Origin of the sequence: [Clostridium] aerotolerans DSM 5434 (genome assembly GCF_000687555.1) — a bacterium.
In the GTDB taxonomy this organism is placed as follows: Bacteria; Bacillota; Clostridia; order Lachnospirales; family Lachnospiraceae; genus Lacrimispora; species Lacrimispora aerotolerans.
In genome coordinates, this window is record NZ_JHWJ01000013.1 from 71,486 (window position 1) to 91,323 (window position 19,838).

Below are 19,838 nucleotides of genomic sequence, written 5' to 3' on the forward strand. Positions count from 1 at the left end.
ATGGAAGAAGAAAAAAAGCCCCTTTTGGAAGTGAACGATTTAAAGCAGTATTTCAGAGTGAGCAGAAAATATCAGGTAAAAGCGGTGGACGGAGTTTCCTTTCAAATCTTTCCGGGCGAGACCTATGGTCTGGTAGGGGAATCAGGAAGCGGAAAATCCACCATCGGCCGTTCCTTGATCCGGCTTTATAAGCCCACATCAGGAGAGGTAAAATTTAAGGGAGTCACGATTTCCGGAAACCTTGACAGAGAAGAGACAAAGCACCTTCGCACAAAGATGCAGATGATCTTTCAGGATCCCATGGCCTGCTTAAATCCAAGAAAAAAGGTATTGGATATTGTGGCCCAGGGGCTGGATCTCCATGGTATGTGCCATTCGAGGGCGGAGCGGGAAGAAAAGGTTTACAGTATCCTTAAAATGGTAGGTCTTTCCAAGGAACATGCCACCCGCTATCCCCATCAGTTTTCCGGAGGCCAGCGCCAGAGAATCGGAATCGCAAGAGCTCTTATTATGGACCCGGATCTCATTATTGCAGACGAGGCAATCAGCGCTCTTGACGTATCCATACAGGCACAGGTGGTGAATTTAATGAAAGAGATTCAGGCTCAGACCGGGTCTGCCATCCTTTTCATTGCCCATGATCTATCCATGGTAAAATATATTTCTGACCGGATCGGAGTTCTTCATCTGGGACATTTGGTGGAAACCGGGACCACGGAAGAAATCTTTGAAAATCCCATACACCCCTACACGAGATCGCTCCTGTCTGCCATCCCACAGCCGGATCCCAATGGGGAGAAAAAACGGGTGGCCCTATCCTATGATTACAGGGAAATGGGAATCGATTATCAGGCAGGAACCAGCCACTTCATTCAGGGACAGCATTATGTATTAGGGACAGAGGAAGAGATTAAGAGCTGGAGCAAAAAATCATAAAGTGATAACCATGGATTGGTGAGTTGTCTATGAGAAAAGTGTAGCACAAAGTTAGGTCCCATGGGTAAGGTCTATTTGTTTATATTGCTTAAATTTTATCAAATTTTAATAAAATTACGACCCATCACATATTGATGTATAACCGGACTCATAACAAATGCTTTGTATGAAATGAAGCATATGAGAAAGGGAGGGGGCACAAAGAGGAACAAAAAAATCATTTCATAGAAAGGGAGGTCCGGGAATAAAAAATCAACTGGTCATAGAGGTTGATTGAAATGAAGGGAAGTAATAAAAATGGTTAATACAAAAATGAGAGGTCTTACAGCAGCCCAGCTGGTTGCTGATATGGGCCCGGGATGGAACCTTGGAAATTCTCTGGAATCGGAGTACAACGAGACTTATTGGGGAAATCCAGCTACCACAAAAGAAATGATTGATAAAATTGCAGCAAAGGGATTTAAGACCTTACGTGTACCAGTGAGATGGGACGACAGCTATTCCAATCCATCAAACTATACCATTAAAACTGAATTTATGGATCGGGTAGAAACCGTTGTGAATTATGGTCTTGAAAATGGAATGTACGTGATCATTAATGTTCACCATAATGATCTGCAGACCATGGTCTCCACAGACGGTTCCGTAAAGCAACGGGTAAAGGATGAACTCATAGCAATCTGGAAACAGGTAGGAAACCGTTTCAAAGACTATGGAGACTATCTGATTTTTGAAACCATCAATGAGCCAAGATATCAAGAGGATTGGAATGGAAATACAGCATTTTATGAATGTGTGAACGAGTATAACGAAGCCAGCCGCGCCGCTATGCGTGGAACTGGTGGTAACAATAGCTCCAGACTGATTATGATGCCGACTTACGCTGCTTCTTCTGACAGCACTAAAATTTCCATCTGGAAAAAACTTGCTGCTGATGATATGATCGCAGTTTCCATTCATGCGTATCTGCCCTATGATTTTGCTTTTGAAGGCAAGGGACATTCCAATTGGACGGAATCCGATTATTACGATTTAAGTGCCGTCTTCCAACGGTTGAATACAACGTTTATTAAAAAAGGCCTGCCTGTTGTCATCGGAGAGTTTGGTGCAACCGGTAAGGATAATGTGGCTGACCGTGAAAAATTTGCGAAAGCTTATGCGACGTTTGCAAAGAAATATAAGATGCCTTGTGTCTGGTGGGATAATAACCTCTTTGGTACGGGGGCTGAGATGTTCGGTATTTTTGACCGCACATCCTTAAGCTTTGTCTACGGCGGAATTGCTGACGCTATTATAAATGTTTACAAAAGCAACACTGACGATGATGATGACGACGATACGAACCCTCCCCTCTTTAAGGGTTCATCCACTGCCACTAATTGGGCACAGGCTGTTACAGCTCCCACTTCAAGATACGGCGGAAGGCTGGATCCTTCCATCATTAAACAAGGGGGATATTTCTATATTGAATACAGCGGCACCAAAGATCAGGTAGAACTGATTTTCCAGAGCTTATCTGGAGGTAATAACTGGTGTAAAATTCCTATGAGCGAATCCGGTAGTATCGATGGACATTATTATGCGAAATATTCTTACGACAACTGTGTGAAAGCATTTGGTTCAGATTTTGAAAATCTGCTTGATATCATCCATGTAGGAGCTACGGACAAACCAGTGACCGTTTACCTGCTGAGTTATAATCACAAATAAATAGATAGCCAGATAAAAAAGGTCCCTCAAGGGGATGCACCAGAAACGGTGTATCCCTTTGAGGGACCATAGATTTATTCTTTTTTACATTTTTAACTGAAATCTCTGGATCAGAGTCTTTAACATATGTGCCTGGCTTGCCATTTCCTGACTGGCAGCTGCGCTTTCCTCTGAGGTAGCGGAGTTGGTTTGTACCACACTTGAGATCTGGTCGATTCCAAGGGTCACCTGAGCTACGGCGTCGGCCTGTTCCTCAGAAGCACTGGAAATGCGATAGACAAGCTCAGCCACAGACTGAGAGGAATGTACAATGCGGTCCATGGATTCTGCAGTCTCTCTGGCAATGTGATTCCCTGTTTCAATGGAGTTTAAGGCACGTTCAATGAGAACGGCGGTATTTTTCGAGGCTTCCTGACTCTTGTTTGCCAGGTTTCTTACTTCATCAGCGACCACGGCAAAACCCTTGCCCGCGTCTCCCGCTCTGGCGGCCTCTACGGCTGCATTCAGAGCCAGGATATTGGTCTGGAATGCGATGTCCTCAATGGTCTTAATGACTTTACTGATCTCTGAGGAGGCTTCGCTGATATTGTCCATGGCACCGGTCAAATCCTGCATTCTTGCTTTTCCGGATTCTAGCTCGGTGGCAGTCGTTGATACCTGGAGATTTGTTTCCTTTGCATTTTCCGCGTTAAGGGAAATGTTATTGGAAATATCAGTGATGGTAGCAGCCAGCTCCTGAATGGCAGATGCCTGTTCCGTAGCGCCCTGGCTTAAGGCCTGTGCACTGCTTGCGACCTGCTCTGCGCCGTTAGCCACCTGATCAGAAGACTCTGCGATTCTTCCCATAACATCATTTAAGGAGTCGGTAAGATTTTGTATGGAGATCTGAACGGGCCGGAATTCTCCTTTGAATTCTTCTGCGTCATTGGGAATATTAAAATCTCCCTGAGCCATACGTCCGGTGGTTTCAGATATGTAATCCATATAGTAGGAGATTCGTGACATCATGGTTCTCATGCTGTCGGCCAGATTACCAAGCTCATCCTCTGACTGGTATTTTAGGCTGCATTTTAACTCTCCCTGGGCCATGCGGTCTGCCACTTCTTTCAGCTCATCAAGAGGATCTGTGATTCCTTTTGTGATCCGAAGTGCGATGATAACAGATGCTATAATGGAAGAAATAACAATAACCGTCATAATCACCATAAAGACTTCCGCCTGTCCTGCAAGCTTTGCAGACATAGACTCTCCAACGGTCGACTTATCCGTCAGCATGGTGTTAATTAAAGTACCGATTTCAGCCGCAAGAGGTGCTGCATTGCTGCGGAAAAATTTCATGGCTTCGGTTGATGATTTTGATCTGAGAGAAACAGTCTGATCTCTAAATCCCTCATAGGTCTTCATCTTCTCGGTCAGTTCTTCATAAAGCTTTTTCTCGGAATCGGTCTTCATATATTCCTTGACCTTTTCCATCTTTTCGTTAATCAATTGAATCTGACTATTTAACGTATCTTCCTGTTTTTTTGCATCCGCTTCATTATCCGCTAGAATAATGTATAGAACGGTTGCTCTGTGTGCCTGGAACGCTTGTCCCAGACTTCCAATCTCTCCCTGAGAAAAACCATAATCCCGAAGCTCTCTGGTGTATTCTTTATCTGTAGTGCGGATAAGCTGGATTCCGATGACTCCTGCAAGTCCGGAAAACATTACTACGATAAGAAACGCGATTAATAATCTTTTTTTGACTTTTAATTTGTTAATCATTCGTTCTCCTCCCCGGTTTCATGCTCTTCTTAAGCCTCTGAACGATGTATCATATCACACGTTGATTCAGTGTAAGTTGCATGCCTGGTTTATTGATTCATTATAATTTTTTTAAGTTTAATAGTCAATGCTCATACTGTACTATATTTGTTAAGTATTTTAATAAATGAAGGTCTATTTATACAATTTACTTCCATGTAAAATTATGGAAATTTGCGAATTGCTTCCATCCACTAATTACTGAACACGATCTTTGACTTTAATCTTTTAATTGGATATGATAAAATATGAATTCACTAAATAAAGAGGATGGGATGGGATAACAAAATGGAGATTTTGGAAAAAAACAGAATCATTCTCATACCCGCTTATGAACCGGATTCCAGGCTGATATCTTATGTGAAGGAATTAAACGGACATGGGCTGCATGACATCGTAATCGTAAATGACGGGTCAGGAGAATCCCACAAGAATATTTTCGGCACATTGAAGGAAATGGGCTGTGTCGTTCTTACCCATAAATACAATCAGGGAAAAGGAATGGCCCTTAAAACCGGTTATCACTATATCCATGATACCTATCCGGATTATGCCTGTATCATCACGGCAGATGCTGATGGCCAGCATGCAGCCGAGGATGTGTTTCGTATGGCCAATGAAGCTGTAAAAAATCCGGACAGCCTTATTTTAGGAGAGCGGAATTTTAAACAATCAGGAATACCAGCCAAATCTCTTATGGGAAACCGGCTGACCTCTACCATATTTGCCTTGTTCTTTGGCCGTTACCTTCCAGACACTCAGACTGGCTTACGGGCCTTCGGACCAATGCTGACAGAGCTTATGTGGGGAATCTTAGGGGAACGGTTTGAGTATGAAACCAGAGTCTTGATCTATTGTATAAGGTCAAAGGTACCCATCGTACCGGTTGAGATTCAGACCATTTATGAAAATGAGAACAGAGGCACTCATTTTCACCCCATAAAGGACAGCTTTAAGATTATATCCGTAATCACCTCAGATTTTATGAAATTCATCTCCACCAGCATTCTCTGCGCCGCCATCGATATAGGACTCGCCTGGATCCTCTTTGACTTGCTACGGCGTGTTCTGCCGGGGGCTGACTTTTTAAGGATAATGACTGCCACAGCATTGGCAAGAGTGGTATCCATTGGTGTTAATTATTTTTTAAATAAGAATCTGGTGTTTTGCAATGAACATACCGGAACCCATTCCCTCCTCCGGTATCTGGCTTTGTGTGTTATTAATATGGTGTTATCTGCCTTAAGCGTCTATCTGCTTCATACCTTTCTTCATATGGATGAAAAGGCAGCAAAGATTATTTGTGATGTGATCCTGTTTCTATTTAATTATCAGCTGCAGTCTCGCTGGGTATTTGCAATCAGAGGATTAAACCATGAGCCATGAAGAGAAAAAGAGAAATATATTTTTTATCATAACGATGATTCTCATGACGCTGTATTTAGGCTGGCGTATCTTCTTTACGCTGCCCATTCATGAAGGAATCCTTAACCTCATATTTGGAGTCCTCCTTGTGGGAGCTGAGACGATAACCGTATTTACCACCTTCGAGCTCTTTTATCAAAAGATGAGGCTCAATAAGTTCCAGCTGGAGCGACCTAACGTTTCTGAGGAGCATTATCCCCATGTGGATGTATTTATTGCCACTCACAATGAACCAGTCGACATCCTTTATAAAACCGTCAATGCCTGCACCTTCATGGAATATCCGGATAAGAGCAAGGTACACATTTACCTCTGCGACGACGGAGACCGAAAAGAGGTTAAGGAGCTGGCGGACCAGTTTGGGATCGGGTATCTGGGACTGTCTGGTAATAAAGAGGCAAAATCAGGTAATTACAACAATGCCCTTAAGAATACTTCCTCCCCCCTTATTGCCACCTTTGATGCGGACATGATTCCTCAGCGCATGTTCTTAATGAAAACGGTCCCCTACTTTTTCCTGTCTAAGTTCAAGAAAGAGGATGGCACCTGGAGATTACGGCGAGAGGAGGAAATGGAATCTGCCATAAAGCTGGGGCTGGTCCAGACACCTCAAAGCTTTTATAACCCTGATTTATTCCAGTTTAACTTATATGCGGAGGGAAATATCCCAAACGAGCAGGATTTTTTTTCCAAAGAAGTCAATATCATGCGGAATTCCTCCAACGCCGTTGCTTATACCGGCAGCAATACCGTGATTTTAAGAGAAGGTATGGAAGAAATCGGCGGATTTCCCTTAAAGACCATTACAGAAGACTTAGAGACCAGCATACGTCTCCAGAAAGCAGGCTATGTCACCTATGCAACGGATGAAGTTCTGGCTGCAGGTCTTACCACAACCACCATAAAAAGTATGTTAAAGCAGAGAGTGCGCTGGGCCAGAGGTGTGATCCAGAGCCTTCAGAACACCCATGCCATCTGTACGAAAAAGCTTAGGTTTAAAGCGAGAATCACGTATTTAAACAGCTTTTTATATTGGTGGTCTTTTTTTAACCGTTTGATCTTTATTATATCACCTGTCCTGTTTGCCCTCTTTGATTTTCAGATTGTAAATGCAAGCTTTTGGGATGTGGTGGTCATCTGGCTGCCGGCTTATTTTTTTTACAGCCTTTCCATGCGATATTTGTCGGGAAACATCAGAAATCAGCGATGGAGCCAGGTCATCGATACCATTTTCATGCCATATCTTATCCGTCCTGTTATTCTTGAGACCCTTCATATCCATGAGAGGACCTTTAAAGTAACCAACAAGAAAAAGGAAGGCGATGGTACCGGATATAACTTAATCCTTTTTGCCCTTCCCCACGTAATATTGCTGGCCCTTTCTCTGGCAGCCATGATACGTTTTGTTCATGGAAAATATGGTTCAGCGCTGTTTTACAGCAGTGTCATTATTTTTTGGATCTCCTATAACATGGTTGCCCTTTGTTATGCTATACTCTTTATGTCAGGTAGAAAAGCTTACCGGTTCAGTGAACGAATCGGTGCAGAAGAAACGATTTTGATTGAGGACGGGAATAAGCAATATGAAGCGAAGACCATAGATGTATCAGATACCGGAGTCTCTTTTTCTTCTAAGACACCTATTTATCTACCGGGAGAAAAAACCTTTCATTTTACCATAGTGACCCCTTATTATAAGGCAAAACTGGAAGGTAAAATCGTTTACGTGAAGGAGTATAAAGGCGGCTGGCGGTACTCGGCAGAAGTAAAGCCTGTCGATGAGGAGAGCAAACGCCAGTTTATGCAGGTCATATACGACAGAAACCATACCTTGCCAAAGCAAATGGATTTATGGATCACTGCCTATGACGACCTCATAAGAAATATGAAAATGCGTACCAGCAGGCCCGTGTCAGATAAAAGAGCTCTTCCCCGCATTACTCTGGATCTAAGGATCGTATTTAAAAATGGGGGAGCCTGCAGGTTAAAAAGCTTTAATTACAAATACTTTTCCGCGGTAGATTTCGTAGCAGAGAGTAAGGATGACCGCTTTCTATATAAAACAAAAAGCGGTATCATGCTGGTTCTTAAGAGGACTGGTAAGCTTGTGAAACATTCAACGGAAGAGCTGCTTGAGTTAGTCAATATTAATCAGCTTATGAAAAAAGATCAAATCAACCAGGTCCTTATGGACCTTACCAGTGCAGAGGAGAATGGAGAATAATGATGAGTTTTATCGTTCATGCTGTCATGGCAATCCTGCTCCTGTGTTCCATGATCGGCTATTTTAAATTAGTGGGGAAAAAGCTTAAGCTATTGCCGGAATTCGTTCCTGTCTTTGTTTTTTCTTCCATAGCCTGTGTTGTTTATATCGGAGGTATTTTTAACCTTTTACTTCCTGGTGCCATACTTGTTTTTTTCGTTGGCCTGATTTCCTTTGCTTACTTTTTGAGTAAGACATGCTTAAAAAAAGAGTGTATTCACTTCAAAATCACTTTCTTCCAGGCAATGTTTTTTATAGGCAGTATGTTTTTCCTCTATCTATTAAGCATCAGTAAATTGACCCATTATGATAACTTTTCCCACTGGGCCATTGCATTAAAGGTCATACTCAGTACTAACGCATTTCCCACCGCGGCCTCAGAGCTAATTGACTTTAAAAATTATCCGCTTGGAACGACTTCGTTTCTATATTATATCTGCCGGTTTGCCGGTCATTCCCAGGCTGTCATGCTGATTGGTCAGGGACTCTTGATATTTGCCTGCTTCTATGGGATTTTCGGCATTATTAAAGAAAAAAAGAGATTTCTTCTCTATGGCTTTTTAGGAGCCGGCTGTTCGGTTCTGTCCTTTTTTAATATCACCATCCGTATCAATAACCTGCTGGTGGATTTTATCCTGCCCATCTACACCTTGGTTTTATTTGTAATCGCATACCGATATAAGGATTGTATGAAAAAAGCCTGCATCTGTACCGTTCCCATTGCAGGACTTTTGATGATCGTGAAAAATACAGGTACGATCTATGCAGGCATCGGGCTTTTGTTTCTGGTCTACCAGTGGCTTAAGAATCGAGAAAAACCGCTGTTAAAGACAGGCATCATGCTTCTTTCCTCTATCTCGGCCTCCTTTCTTCCTTATGTGCTTTGGAGCTTTCATATGGCTGTGAGCTTTCAGGGAGTGAAGAATAAATTCGATGTTTCCGCAGATACCCTTAACAATGCTTCGGCAGGTAAAAGCGGGGAAGACATAAACAATATCGTAACTCTTTTTGTGAAATCAGCCCTTGATTTAAATACCAGGCCAGCCCTGGGTGTTCTGGCGTTTCATGTGGCTGTCATATTGACCATGATATTTACAATTACTGTCTTAAAAAAGAAATGGAACTTATGGAAAGCATTGATTGCTCTTGATGTGGTACTCATTAGCTATTATCTGGGTATTTTAGCCCTTTATATCTTCTCAATGCCTCTTGATGAAGCCATTCGTCTGGCAGGCTTTGACCGGTATGCTTCCAGTATTGTAGTGCTTTTTGCAGGCGGTCTGATCCTTTGTGCCACCGTTGATATAGAAAATACCTTCTACTACCGAATGAATGAGGTACCGGATTACCGGGCATTTAAAACGGTGGAAAGTAAGGACCGGTATCAAAAGGGAGTCATTGGCGTGATCGGCGTGTCCATGGCGCTTCTCATGTCCGAATACAACGGTATGTATACCATACAGAAAGGGTATGAGACCACACTGCCCTATGAGGTCAAGGCTGTGACTGGAGACCGGTGGTATAAAAAAGGAGACGTGGATCAGAGCAAATATTTATTCTATGCTACCGACAGAGACAGCCAGGTGACCAATTATTACATGCAATACCTTGGGAAATATATGCTTTACGCACCTCACGTGGACGGAATCTGTGCTTTCTATGAGGACAATATGACAAACCTCTTAAGCGGCTACGATTATCTGGTCATGGTAGAAAGTGATACTCCGGCCAAGTATCTTCTGAAAAAGCATTATGGAGTTACCGGAGGAGAAGGAATTTATAAAATCATTACTTCCGGTGGTGAAGGCGCTGAAAAAAAGGTGGAGCTTGTACCGCAGACCTAATAGAAAAGCCCCCTTTATAGAACCAATTGATTTAGGTTCTATAAAGAGGGCTTTTCCTGTTTCCTACCGTACGTTATTCACACAGTGCCTTAGCAATTCCGGCAGCTCTGTCAAAATCCTCATCTCTTGGGTTCCACTGACATTTGGCTTCTGCTTCCACAACGGAAAAGCCTGCATCGGTAAGCCTTTCACGAAGGACCTTTGTGCCTTCCCCGCTCCAGCCGTAGCAGCCGAACACAGCCGCTTTTTTATTTCTGAACTTTAATTCCTTTAAAAAGTCAAGCCATCCGCCTACGGAGGATAAAATATTATTTCCTACCGTTGGAGAGCCTAAGGCAATGGCCTTTGATTTAAATACTTCCGTCATAATATCATTTTTATCTGCCTTTGAAATGTTAAAGATCTTTACTCTTGTCTCAGGAGAGATTTCAGCGATTTCAGCACTGATCTTATGGGCCAGCTGCTTGGTTCCATCCCACATGGTATCGTAAACCACTGTAATCTGGTCCTCCTGGTAATCCTGGGACCACTCATAGTACTTTTCAACGATCTGTAAGGCATTCTCTCTCCAGATGGCGCCATGGCTGGTGGCAATGATGTCAATCGGAATGTTCAGCCCCTGAATTTCTTCCACTTTCTTTTTTACCAGAGGTGAAAATGGAGTCAAAATGTTGGCATAATACTTAAGAGCCTCTTCCCAAAGCCTGCACTTGTCAGCCTTGTCATTAAACAGTTCTTCCACAGCAAAATGCTGGCCAAAGGCATCATTGGAAAAGAGTATATTGTCTCCGGTTAAGTAGGTTGCCATGCTGTCAGGCCAGTGAAGCATCTTCATTTCCACGAACACAAGCTTTTTCCCATTTCCAATGTCAACGGAATCTCCGGTTTTTACCACCTGATAATTCCATTCCGGGTGATGGTACTGTCCGGTGAGAGACTTAACGCCGTTGGCAGTACAGTAAATAGGGGTTCCCGGAATCTTTTCCATTAATGCTGGCAAAGAACCGCTGTGATCCGCCTCTCCGTGGTTGGCAACAATAAAGTCAATCTCTTTTAAGTCGATTTCTTTTTCCAGATTATCTACAAACTCTGTGGAATGAGGCTTCCACACCGTATCGATCAATACGGTTTTTTCCTCTTGAATCAAATAAGCGTTCTGGCTGGAGCCATGATTGATGGAGTAATCTGCTCCATGGAAGGATTCCAGCTCCCAATCAATAATACCGACCCAGTTTACATTGTTCTTTACAAGTTTCTTCATCTTAACGTCCTCCCTCATACTTTGGAAATAACAGTGAGTTTTCAGTGAATATATGGTTATAAATATCCTTGATCAGTTCATCTAGTTTCTCAAACAGCATGTAGTAGGAAGCACATGTGCCTTCCGGAGCCTTAAAATCATTGGTGCAGGCTGTAATCTCCTTAATGAGGTCTCCGGCTGCATCATGCTCATCCTCCAGCTCCTTTACATAACCGTCGCTTTTGTTTTCGGAAAAGCTCTTTTTCATAGATGGAAAAACCAGTTTTTCTTCTTTGGCAAAATGTTCTTCCAGCTCTTTTTTCAAATCAGAGAAAAGGCTGTGAAGGGAAACCAGCTGAGACTGATGATGCTCATAATGAGCAAGAAGGACTTTGTTCATCAGGCCGTCTATTTCAGCAATGAGCCCTCTTTCCTTTGTATGATAGGTGTCAATGATATAGTCAATCAAATCAGGTATTTCCATTTCCATAAGCTGGTCTACGTTTAAAACCTCGCCGTTACCGGTTTTATTCTTAGCGTCCGCCAGTTTTTTATTCATCACATCCATAAAGCTCTTGGGATCAATGGAAAGCTCCTTTAAGGCATCCTCGAGGTGGTCCTTGCCGCCGCAGCAATAGTCAATGTGAAAGTCATTAAAAATATCAACGGCTCTTGGATAAGCCTTAACAATGTCACTTAATTTCATTTGAAGTGTAATCATATTTATCCTTCCTTTCCGGTGCGTCTCTGTTTTGTAAGCCTAGTATAACCCGGCTAGGAAAAGAAAAATGTGATTTAAATCATTATTTGAGCTTGATTTAAAATATTTATAATTTTTATTAAACATCGTTATCAAAGGCTTCTCTTAAAAGGTCTTTTTTTAAAATTCGTACCTTACGATTCCCCTCTAAGGCAATGGCCCCTTCCCGGGAGAGTTCCCCCATCTTTCGGCTGATGGTCTCTCGTCTCACATTGATATAGGCAGCAATGTCTTCTCTGGTCAGCTCTATGGTCTCGCTGTTGATCCGGTTGCTTCGAAAGAGAATAAAACCTGCGATTCTTGCTTTTGCATTGTTCACTGAAAGTAAACGAACCAGTTCATTGGCCAGGGAAAGCTTGTGGCCGATGACATGAAGAAGCTTAATTCCTATTTCCGGCTTTCGTAAAATCAGGTCCTGGATATCCTTAAGATAAATCATGCAGACTCCGCTGTCCCCTAAGGCCACAGCATTGGCCTCTAAAAGGTTTCCGCCGAATATATTCTGCTCCCCATAGAAATCACCTTCATCCAGGATATCCAGAACAAATTCCTTTCCTTCCATGGAATATCGGTTAATCTTTATTTTTCCATATCGGATAATCATAATTTTATCAGCCGGATCATTTTCAATAAATATGGTATCACCCTTTCCATAATCCAGGTGCTGGGCCTTTGTAATCAATTCCTTTTGTTCCTCAAAGGAGAGTGAATCAAAAAGTGAGATTCTGGACGTACATAGTCGGTTGCAGCAGCTGCATTCATGAGCCATAAGATTCTCCTTTCTTATCAAATTTATCGAACAATTAAAACCATTTCTTTTTCTTAAAGTAATAGACCATACAGCCGGCTATGGTCAGCATCACACCCCAGGTAGCTGCATATCCCCATGGCAGCTTTAGCTCCGGCATATAGGCAAAATTCATGCCATAGATTCCGGCAATAAAGGTAAGGGGTATAAATATGGTAGAAATAACCGTCAGGACCTTCATGATTTCGTTGAGCCGGTTGCTGGTATTGGATAAATGAAGGTCTGCCAGACCAGAGAGAAGATCCCGGCAGATTTCCGTTGCATCAATGGCCTGTACAATGCGGTTGTAAACATCTCTTAAATAAGGCTCTGTGAAGGGGCTTATGAGTTTCATGGCTTCCCGTCCTAAAAGAGATGCCACATCTCGTAAGGGCCAGATATATTTGCTTATTTTCATAAGCTCTTTTTTAATTCTTCTGATTTCCAGTAAATTATCCTGGTCGGTTTTCTCCATGACCTGGTCCTCAAGAGTATCAATCTGTTCCTGCAAGTTCTCTAAAATATCAAAATAGCTCTCTGTCAGGGCATCTAAAATCAAATACATAAGATAATCACTGCTGTAATTCCGAACAGGAGAGCCTTCCGCCCTTATGTGGTCTCGTATGCTGTCAAACACATCACCCCTGGTTTCTCCAAAGGTAATTACATAGTTCGTGCCTAAAATCAGATTTAACTGTTCCACAACCAGTTCATTGTTAGAGTAATATAACATTTTAGCGATTACGTGTAAGGAATCTTTATACTCCTCAATTTTAGCCCGCTCATTGGTATTTGAGATACTTTTTATGATAAGGGGGTGGATATGAAAAGCATCTCCTAACTCTTTTAAGGCTGTCTCATCGTCCACTCCATCCACATTAATCCACCTTACATAATTCTCCGGAATATTTTTTAAAGCCTTTATATGCTCCAGATCACGGACGCTTTTTTGATATTTTTTATAGCTTGTCGGGCTGTATTCTATGATTTCTATTGTTATGTGGTCAGTATTGGCGGTGGAATTGGTATTCTCGTTTCTGTTATCAGCGCGGTCAGGCTGAATTCTATCCTTAGAATCCATAACATCCTCTTTTCTTTGATTTATTTTAATATTAATCAATGATTTATTTTTATAGAAATACGGTATTTCTCATCAGCTTGTAGTCTTTTTGACAGGGATTTAAAGACTAAAGTTTTTATATTTTCTTTTTGTTTATAGTATAGCACGCTGGAATTTTTATAGTATAATATCTTTATAAAATTGCAGTGATTTAAGGAGGATACTATGAAGATCGGTGAGGTATGCTTCATGACCAGCGATGTAATACGTTTGTCTGACTTTTATAAGACATTGCTTGGGGTGGAAAATGGCAGCAGTGATTCTGTGCATCAGGCAATTCTAACGGAAGAAACATCATTCACTATTTATAATGATGGAACGGTACGGAATGGTAACCCACACAACATTTGCATTGCATTTACGGTAAATGATGTTGATGTGGAATATGAACGGTTAAAAAAGATGGGGATAGAAATCGTTGATCCTCCAACCATGCGGCCATGGGGAGCTAAAAATATGAGCTTTCTGGACCCGGATCAAAACTTAATTACCTTTAGAAGCTTTCCTTGAGAGTAAATTTAATAAAATAACATTTGGGGGTATGCTATGAGAGAAAAAAGTAAGGCTTTGTTAAATGAATTTCTGGATGCAGTTCCTGATCCATACAGACTAATGTTTCAGGATTTAGCAAAATATGCAGATATGTTAGGCTACACACCCAAAAGAAATAAAACAAAACATCTTTCCATAGATTTCTCAAAAAATAAAGTGAAGACCTCCATCATGAAATTTGAAGATCATGACAATGGCATACCATCAAGGCCACCGGGATTAAGGCTCAAATTCTATGCCAATCAATCATATTCAGACATTTTCAGGCAGGGCGTTAAGCGGGTCATTGAAGAATTCGAAGGACGTTATACCGGATGTTATGGTTGTGGAAGATGCAAAGGAAACCTAGAAGGCTATACCTACCTTTATCCCGATGGCAGAAGCGTTTTTCGATGTGGAAGAGAGTTGATTGCAGTTCAAAACTGGAATGAAAGCTATCTGGAGGAAATGAAGCGATTAATAAAGGTACAAGATGAATTTTGGTTGAATAGAATGGATACTCTATAGAAAGAAAATCAAAAAAAGGAGCTTCGGGAGGATAATTTGATGGGAAATTATATCGCGTTGCTGCGTGGCATAAATGTAGGCGGTAAAAATAAAATAGCAATGCCAGAATTAAAAAAGATGTTTGAAGAGCTCGGATATCAAAATGTAGTCACTTATATCAACAGTGGTAATATTGTATTTTCAAGTAATATAGATATGGAAGAAGAGATTAAAAAAAACTGTGAATTGGCCATTAAAGATTATTTTAATCTGTCCATAACTGTCACGATTATATCCGAAAAGGATTTGTCCGATGCTCTGTCCCACGCACCAATCTGGTGGGATCAGGATGCACAGTCAAAACATAATGCAATCTTTGTGATACCTCCTGCCACAGCAGAGGAGGTCATAGATCTGGTGGGACTTTCGAAACCGGAGTATGAGCAAGTGGGTTATTACGGGCAGGTGATTTTCTGGTCAGCACCCATTCAAACGTTTTCGAGGACAAGATGGTCAAAGATTGTAGGCAAATCTGCTTATCAAAGTGTAACAATAAGAAATGCCAATACTACTAAAAAATTATTACAGCTTCTGGAGCCATGAATCAGCACCCACCCTTTTAATATCCTGAAACCTCCCTTATGGATTTTGAAGATCATGACAATGGCATACCATCAAGGCCACCTGGATTAAAGCTCAAATTCTATGCCGATCAATCGTATTCAGATATTTTCAGGCAGGGCATGAAACGGATGATTGAAGAATTCGAAGGACGTAGTACCGGATGCAGTTTGAAACTGATTTTATTTTAAGATTAAATAATTGAGCCGACAAGATAGTAAAATCTTGTCGGCTCAATTAGAATTATTTATCAAGAAATAATCGGTTTGTAACTAACCGGCTCTTCGATTACATGGTCAAACCGATAGGCAGAAAAAATCAATCCAAGAAGCAGCATATTAAAAATAATACTAAGCTTTCCTTCTGAAATCAGAGGTAGATTGGGAAATTGGGAATACTGATAGCCGAAATTCCCAAGCAGATAAAACACTGTCTGCCAAAGCAGGCACTGACCGCAGGCAAAGGCCAAAGATGAGGCCAGATGTCCATGAATCCTTCCAATAATTGTAAAGAGTAGAAAGAAAAAGGCAACTATTACCCCTATGAGCAGCATCCCGGCAATCCAGCCATACATCAGAATGAAAACAGAAATGATGTAATTATTATAATAATGCTGAGGCAGGATATCCCAAAGTGTTACATCCTCTACTTTGTAATTAACTGATTTAGGATCATATCCTCGTTTCTTTGAGGTAATGCGGGTAAAATACCATGCACCAGTACCATAATCCATCATTTCTTCAGGGGCAAGTGTCAGGCCCTGATTAAAGGGGGTTCTTGAAAGCAGCTCCTGAATCAATATTGCATTGTATGTATCATCTAAGGTTCTGTTCACTGAATTCTGGGGAAACAGAAAGTTCTCCACCGTCCGCTTGCCAGAATCTGATAATAAAAGAGGGCTGCCAAGAAATAGCAGGAGGCCCAGTGCAGCAGAATAGAGGTATTTTTTTCTGCCTTTCATAATTTCCCGGTGAATCATAAAACAAACGGTTCCAAATATACTTAGAAGAAAAATGATAATAGCAATTTCCCATATAAACCAAGAATCGGTATACATAAAAGGCAGCCAAGCATAAGTACAACCAACAAAGATTGCCAGAAGTTTCTTTTTGCTATGCCGGAAAAAATATAGCAAGGTTGTAATTACAGGGACCAGCAGTAATGTGGCAAAATAAGAAGTATTAACAATACCAAACCGTCTTCCTCCATAGAGAGAAAACATAAATAGACTGATTTGTATGAGGTATAAAACGCCTATAAAGATTGCCAACTTTTTTCTATAGCGAATGAAAAGAGGATATCCCTTTAATACTATAAATACGAGAAGAAATACTCCTGGTATATAGTAAAGAAGGGCATATACTGTCTGTACTGGTGTCCATATTACAAGGCTTGAGAAAACAAAACCCGTGAGGAGCAGGAATGCTGTGATAAATAGAAGCAACGGTGATTTTTGAATCTTGTGTGCTTCATTTAGCTCAATGCCGATTGTAAGGGCATCTCCCATATCCTTAAGTGATCGGCGTTCCGCGTCTTCTCTCGTGAGCCCCTGGGATTCATAATCTTCCATACGATCCTGAATATGAGATTCCAATTCCTGACGGATCGAGGGGTGCAACGGTTTATATGAAATCTGGTCAGTCACCTCATTAAGAAAATGCGTCACCTGGGAATCAGGACTAGTTTTATTCAAACAAAACACCTCCTATTACCTGGTTAATAGCAGTCTGATAAATCTCCCACTCCTTCAACTTTTCATCCAGCATTTTTTCACCATCTGTGGTGAGAGCGTAATATTTACGTAGACGGCCATTTTCCGAAGTTTGTTGAAAGCTGGTAACGGCTCCTTGCTGTTCTAATGTGTGAAGGACAGGATAGAGAGTGCCCTCCTGAAGTCTAAAAACATTCTGGCTCTGTTGTTCCAACTCACGAATGATCTGGTAACCATACATACTTTGCTGTTTTAGAAGCTTTAGAACCAGCATGGAGGTCCCAAGGGCCATATAACGTTTATCCATAGAATTGACTCCTTTCTTTAAAATTTTTGATTGATTCACATACATAGATAATCTAAGTATGTTAGTTATTATACATAGATTATCCAGGTAAGTCAAGGTGCAAAGGCCGAATTAAAACAAATGAAAGATTAACCTCCCTTGCAAAATACCGGTGGCTCCCTTATGATTATAGACAGCATAACTATTAAAACAATTGGGAAAGAAAGGTGTTACTATGTTTACGAAAAATGAGTTAATACAGCATTTGAAGGATATGGGAATTATGCCTGATGACACACTTCTCGTACATTCTTCTATGAAATCCATTGGTGAAGTGGAAGGAGGAGCGGATACGGTTCTTGATGCTTTCATGGAATACTTATCAGATGGTCTTCTTATACTACCAACCCATACCTGGTATTCCATGTCCGAGTATCACAATGAGTATGATCCAAGAATCGAGCCAGCCTGCGTCGGTATTTTACCCAATCTTTTCAGGAAGAGGGAAGGTGTATTAAGATCTCTTCACCCGACCCATAGCGTAGCTGTGTATGGCAAGGACAGTGAAGCATTTATCGAAGGGGAAGAAAACCAACCCACCCCCTGTTCCACCAGCAGCTGCTATACCCGTCTTATGGAAAGAAACGGTAAAATCCTGCTTCTAGGGGTAGGACATGAAAGAAATACCTTTATCCACTGTGTGGAAGAACACTTAAATGTACCAGAACGCCTGACAAAGGAACCTACTTATTTCAAGATTGTGATGCCAGACGGACACATGAAACCTTCCTTCGTATACCGGCATGACAATCCAGTTACTGACCATATTTCAGAAAATTACACAAAGCTGGAACAAGCTTTCTATGATAGAAACGCAGCAGTTAAAACAAGATTCGGAGATGCCTCCTGTATCTTGTGCGAAACGAAAGGGATTTTTGAGGTGACAAAGGACGTGCTGTCCCATCAGATCAACTGTCTCATAGAATTGGATACGATTCCTGAAGAGTGGTGGCAGAAGAAATAAGATATAAATGAATTACATTCACACTATTACCTGGACAGACATATCCAGGTAATATTTATATTGGTTAGGAAATTAAGCGGCACTAAAACCTCTATTTATGTTATGGGAGAATATATATGAAAGATGGGCTAACTAAAAATCCGGTAAAATGCATCTTGGTTATTTATTTAATATGTTTTCTGTTTAGAATAATGGAATACATGGTGGTTCGTACAGATTACAGTATATTTGGAGAAGCATTCCTGCATAAGCTGACAGGAATTATAATATTAGCTTTGACACTGCGTTATTTTTCACTCAGCTGGTCAAGTATAGGATTTACAAGTAAATTGGTTATTAGATATTCACTTTATGGTTTGATTTTAGGTGCTGCTGTTTATTTTATTGCATATGGATCTGAAATTCTGATACAGCAGTTAAACGGTAATAATCCTGAGGTACAAATCTACGTGACTAGCTATGGAATTCATGGCAATACGAGAATCCAAACTGGATTGTTATTTTTGACTTTTTGCGTGGTGGGAAATATAATTAATGTCATTATGGAAGAAGGTATCTTCAGGGGACTCTTTATTCGAATGTTAGAGAAGAGAGGTACGTTTCTAAAAGCAGCCTTTATTTCCTCCATATTCTTTGGTTTCTGGCATATTGCAGCTCCTTTGCGCAGTCTGTTGGATGGAGAAATAAGGGGTACCGGAATGATACTGTCAGCAATTATGCTTATATTAACTACAGGAATTACAGGTGTAAAGTTTTGTTTGCTGACTAAAATTACTGGGTCACTTTGGATGGCCATGGCAGATCATTTTTTTAATAACATCATAATTAATCTTTTACATATAGCCACCAGCTCTGGTGCCGACGAAATGCAGGTGATCCGAATTTCAATTGCTCAAACAGTTTCATTCTTAATTGTGCTTTTTATTTATATAAAAAGCAGAGCGAATCAGAAGATAACATTTCGTACTTAGGTCTAGTGAGTTCAACAATGGCGAATACAGATATGTTAGAATAGGAATCATTAATTGCACATTCGAATGGGATATGTTACCATATTGATATGGAACAATCGTGTCACAGCAAGGGCGTTGGCCTTCCATCCTACATAGATGGGAGGTGATGCGCATGAGATATGATTTCAAAGACCTTATGGCCTTTGGCATGTTTATGCTCGCATTACTTACCTTTATTTTTGTAAATTGTAAGTAGCGTTTTTCTATAAAGTCCTGGAAACAGGCATAGAAAAACCACCCTTGTAAACTTTGGTCGG

General features: G+C 41.1%; 18 protein-coding genes. 11 read left to right on the plus strand and 7 right to left on the minus strand.

Translation table 11 applies throughout. From position 1 onward, the window contains the following. A complete protein-coding gene (locus tag T546_RS0116630; RefSeq protein ID WP_026892594.1) occupies positions 1 to 936 on the plus strand; it encodes an ABC transporter ATP-binding protein in 936 nt (311 codons plus the stop codon). Between the two features lie 297 nt (positions 937 to 1,233). Further along, a complete protein-coding gene (locus tag T546_RS23820) occupies positions 1,234 to 2,646 on the plus strand; it encodes a cellulase family glycosylhydrolase (protein WP_051629917.1) in 1,413 nt (470 codons plus the stop codon). 84 nt (positions 2,647 to 2,730) lie between these two features. On the opposite strand, the gene T546_RS0116640 is transcribed toward T546_RS23820, so the two are convergent. Then, complete coding sequence (locus T546_RS0116640; protein ID WP_026892595.1) at positions 2,731 to 4,410, minus strand: methyl-accepting chemotaxis protein; 1,680 nt, start codon at positions 4,408 to 4,410, stop codon at positions 2,731 to 2,733. Between the two features lie 336 nt (positions 4,411 to 4,746). Between T546_RS0116640 and T546_RS0116645 the strand changes: the two genes are divergently transcribed. From T546_RS0116645 to T546_RS0116655, 3 genes are read left to right on the plus strand one after another with little or no spacing between them, the layout of a single operon-like run. Continuing rightward, entirely contained in the window at positions 4,747 to 5,835 is a 1,089-nt protein-coding gene (locus tag T546_RS0116645; RefSeq protein ID WP_166429829.1) for a bifunctional glycosyltransferase family 2/GtrA family protein, read from the plus strand. Then, on the plus strand, positions 5,825 to 8,098 hold the full coding sequence (locus T546_RS23825; protein ID WP_034599718.1) for a glycosyltransferase family 2 protein: 2,274 nt from the start codon (positions 5,825 to 5,827) through the stop codon (positions 8,096 to 8,098). The genes T546_RS0116645 and T546_RS23825 overlap by 11 nt, the downstream gene beginning before the upstream one ends. After that, entirely contained in the window at positions 8,098 to 9,981 is a 1,884-nt protein-coding gene (locus T546_RS0116655; protein WP_026892597.1) for a hypothetical protein, read from the plus strand. The genes T546_RS23825 and T546_RS0116655 overlap by 1 nt, the downstream gene beginning before the upstream one ends. Before the next feature lie 73 nt (positions 9,982 to 10,054). On the opposite strand, the gene T546_RS0116660 is transcribed toward T546_RS0116655, so the two are convergent. The 4 genes from T546_RS0116660 to corA all read right to left on the minus strand — a co-directional run bounded on the left by T546_RS0116660 (position 10,055) and on the right by corA (position 13,849). Continuing rightward, the gene (locus tag T546_RS0116660; RefSeq protein WP_026892598.1) at positions 10,055 to 11,242 is read right to left on the minus strand and encodes an oxygen-binding di-iron domain-containing protein; all 1,188 of its coding nucleotides are present in this window, start codon (positions 11,240 to 11,242) and stop codon (positions 10,055 to 10,057) included. Position 11,243: 1 nt separating this feature from the next. Next, entirely contained in the window at positions 11,244 to 11,942 is a 699-nt protein-coding gene (locus T546_RS0116665) for a DUF542 domain-containing protein (RefSeq protein ID WP_026892599.1), read from the minus strand. A gap of 118 nt (positions 11,943 to 12,060) precedes the next feature. Continuing rightward, on the minus strand, positions 12,061 to 12,750 hold the full coding sequence (locus T546_RS0116670; protein WP_026892600.1) for a Crp/Fnr family transcriptional regulator: 690 nt from the start codon (positions 12,748 to 12,750) through the stop codon (positions 12,061 to 12,063). 34 nt (positions 12,751 to 12,784) lie between these two features. After that, positions 12,785 to 13,849, minus strand: a complete 1,065-nt coding sequence (corA, locus tag T546_RS23830; RefSeq protein WP_051629920.1) for a magnesium/cobalt transporter CorA — start codon at positions 13,847 to 13,849, stop codon at positions 12,785 to 12,787. 204 nt (positions 13,850 to 14,053) lie between these two features. Between corA and T546_RS0116680 the strand changes: the two genes are divergently transcribed. The 4 genes from T546_RS0116680 to T546_RS25585 are packed head-to-tail and all read left to right on the plus strand — an operon-like array spanning position 14,054 to position 15,738. Continuing rightward, complete coding sequence (locus T546_RS0116680; protein WP_026892601.1) at positions 14,054 to 14,398, plus strand: VOC family protein; 345 nt, start codon at positions 14,054 to 14,056, stop codon at positions 14,396 to 14,398. A gap of 36 nt (positions 14,399 to 14,434) precedes the next feature. Beyond that, the gene (locus T546_RS0116685) at positions 14,435 to 14,947 is read left to right on the plus strand and encodes a hypothetical protein (RefSeq protein ID WP_034599722.1); all 513 of its coding nucleotides are present in this window, start codon (positions 14,435 to 14,437) and stop codon (positions 14,945 to 14,947) included. Positions 14,948 to 14,986: 39 nt separating this feature from the next. Next, a complete protein-coding gene (locus T546_RS0116690) occupies positions 14,987 to 15,529 on the plus strand; it encodes a DUF1697 domain-containing protein (RefSeq protein WP_026892603.1) in 543 nt (180 codons plus the stop codon). Positions 15,530 to 15,567: 38 nt separating this feature from the next. Further along, complete coding sequence (locus T546_RS25585) at positions 15,568 to 15,738, plus strand: hypothetical protein (RefSeq protein ID WP_166429830.1); 171 nt, start codon at positions 15,568 to 15,570, stop codon at positions 15,736 to 15,738. 59 nt (positions 15,739 to 15,797) lie between these two features. Here T546_RS25585 and T546_RS0116695 read toward each other — a convergent pair whose 3' ends face one another. After that, positions 15,798 to 17,249: a permease prefix domain 1-containing protein gene (locus tag T546_RS0116695; RefSeq protein ID WP_408643061.1), complete on the minus strand. Its 1,452-nt coding sequence runs from the start codon at positions 17,247 to 17,249 to the stop codon at positions 15,798 to 15,800. Then, positions 17,233 to 17,565 (minus strand): PadR family transcriptional regulator, encoded by a 333-nt coding sequence (locus tag T546_RS0116700; RefSeq protein ID WP_026892605.1) that lies wholly within the window; start codon positions 17,563 to 17,565, stop codon positions 17,233 to 17,235. The genes T546_RS0116695 and T546_RS0116700 overlap by 17 nt, the downstream gene beginning before the upstream one ends. A 214-nt stretch (positions 17,566 to 17,779) precedes the next feature. Between T546_RS0116700 and T546_RS0116705 the strand changes: the two genes are divergently transcribed. Next, a complete protein-coding gene (locus T546_RS0116705; protein ID WP_026892606.1) occupies positions 17,780 to 18,568 on the plus strand; it encodes an AAC(3) family N-acetyltransferase in 789 nt (262 codons plus the stop codon). Between the two features lie 116 nt (positions 18,569 to 18,684). Then, on the plus strand, positions 18,685 to 19,539 hold the full coding sequence (locus T546_RS0116710; protein WP_026892607.1) for a CPBP family intramembrane glutamic endopeptidase: 855 nt from the start codon (positions 18,685 to 18,687) through the stop codon (positions 19,537 to 19,539). Positions 19,540 to 19,838 lie beyond the last annotated feature (299 nt).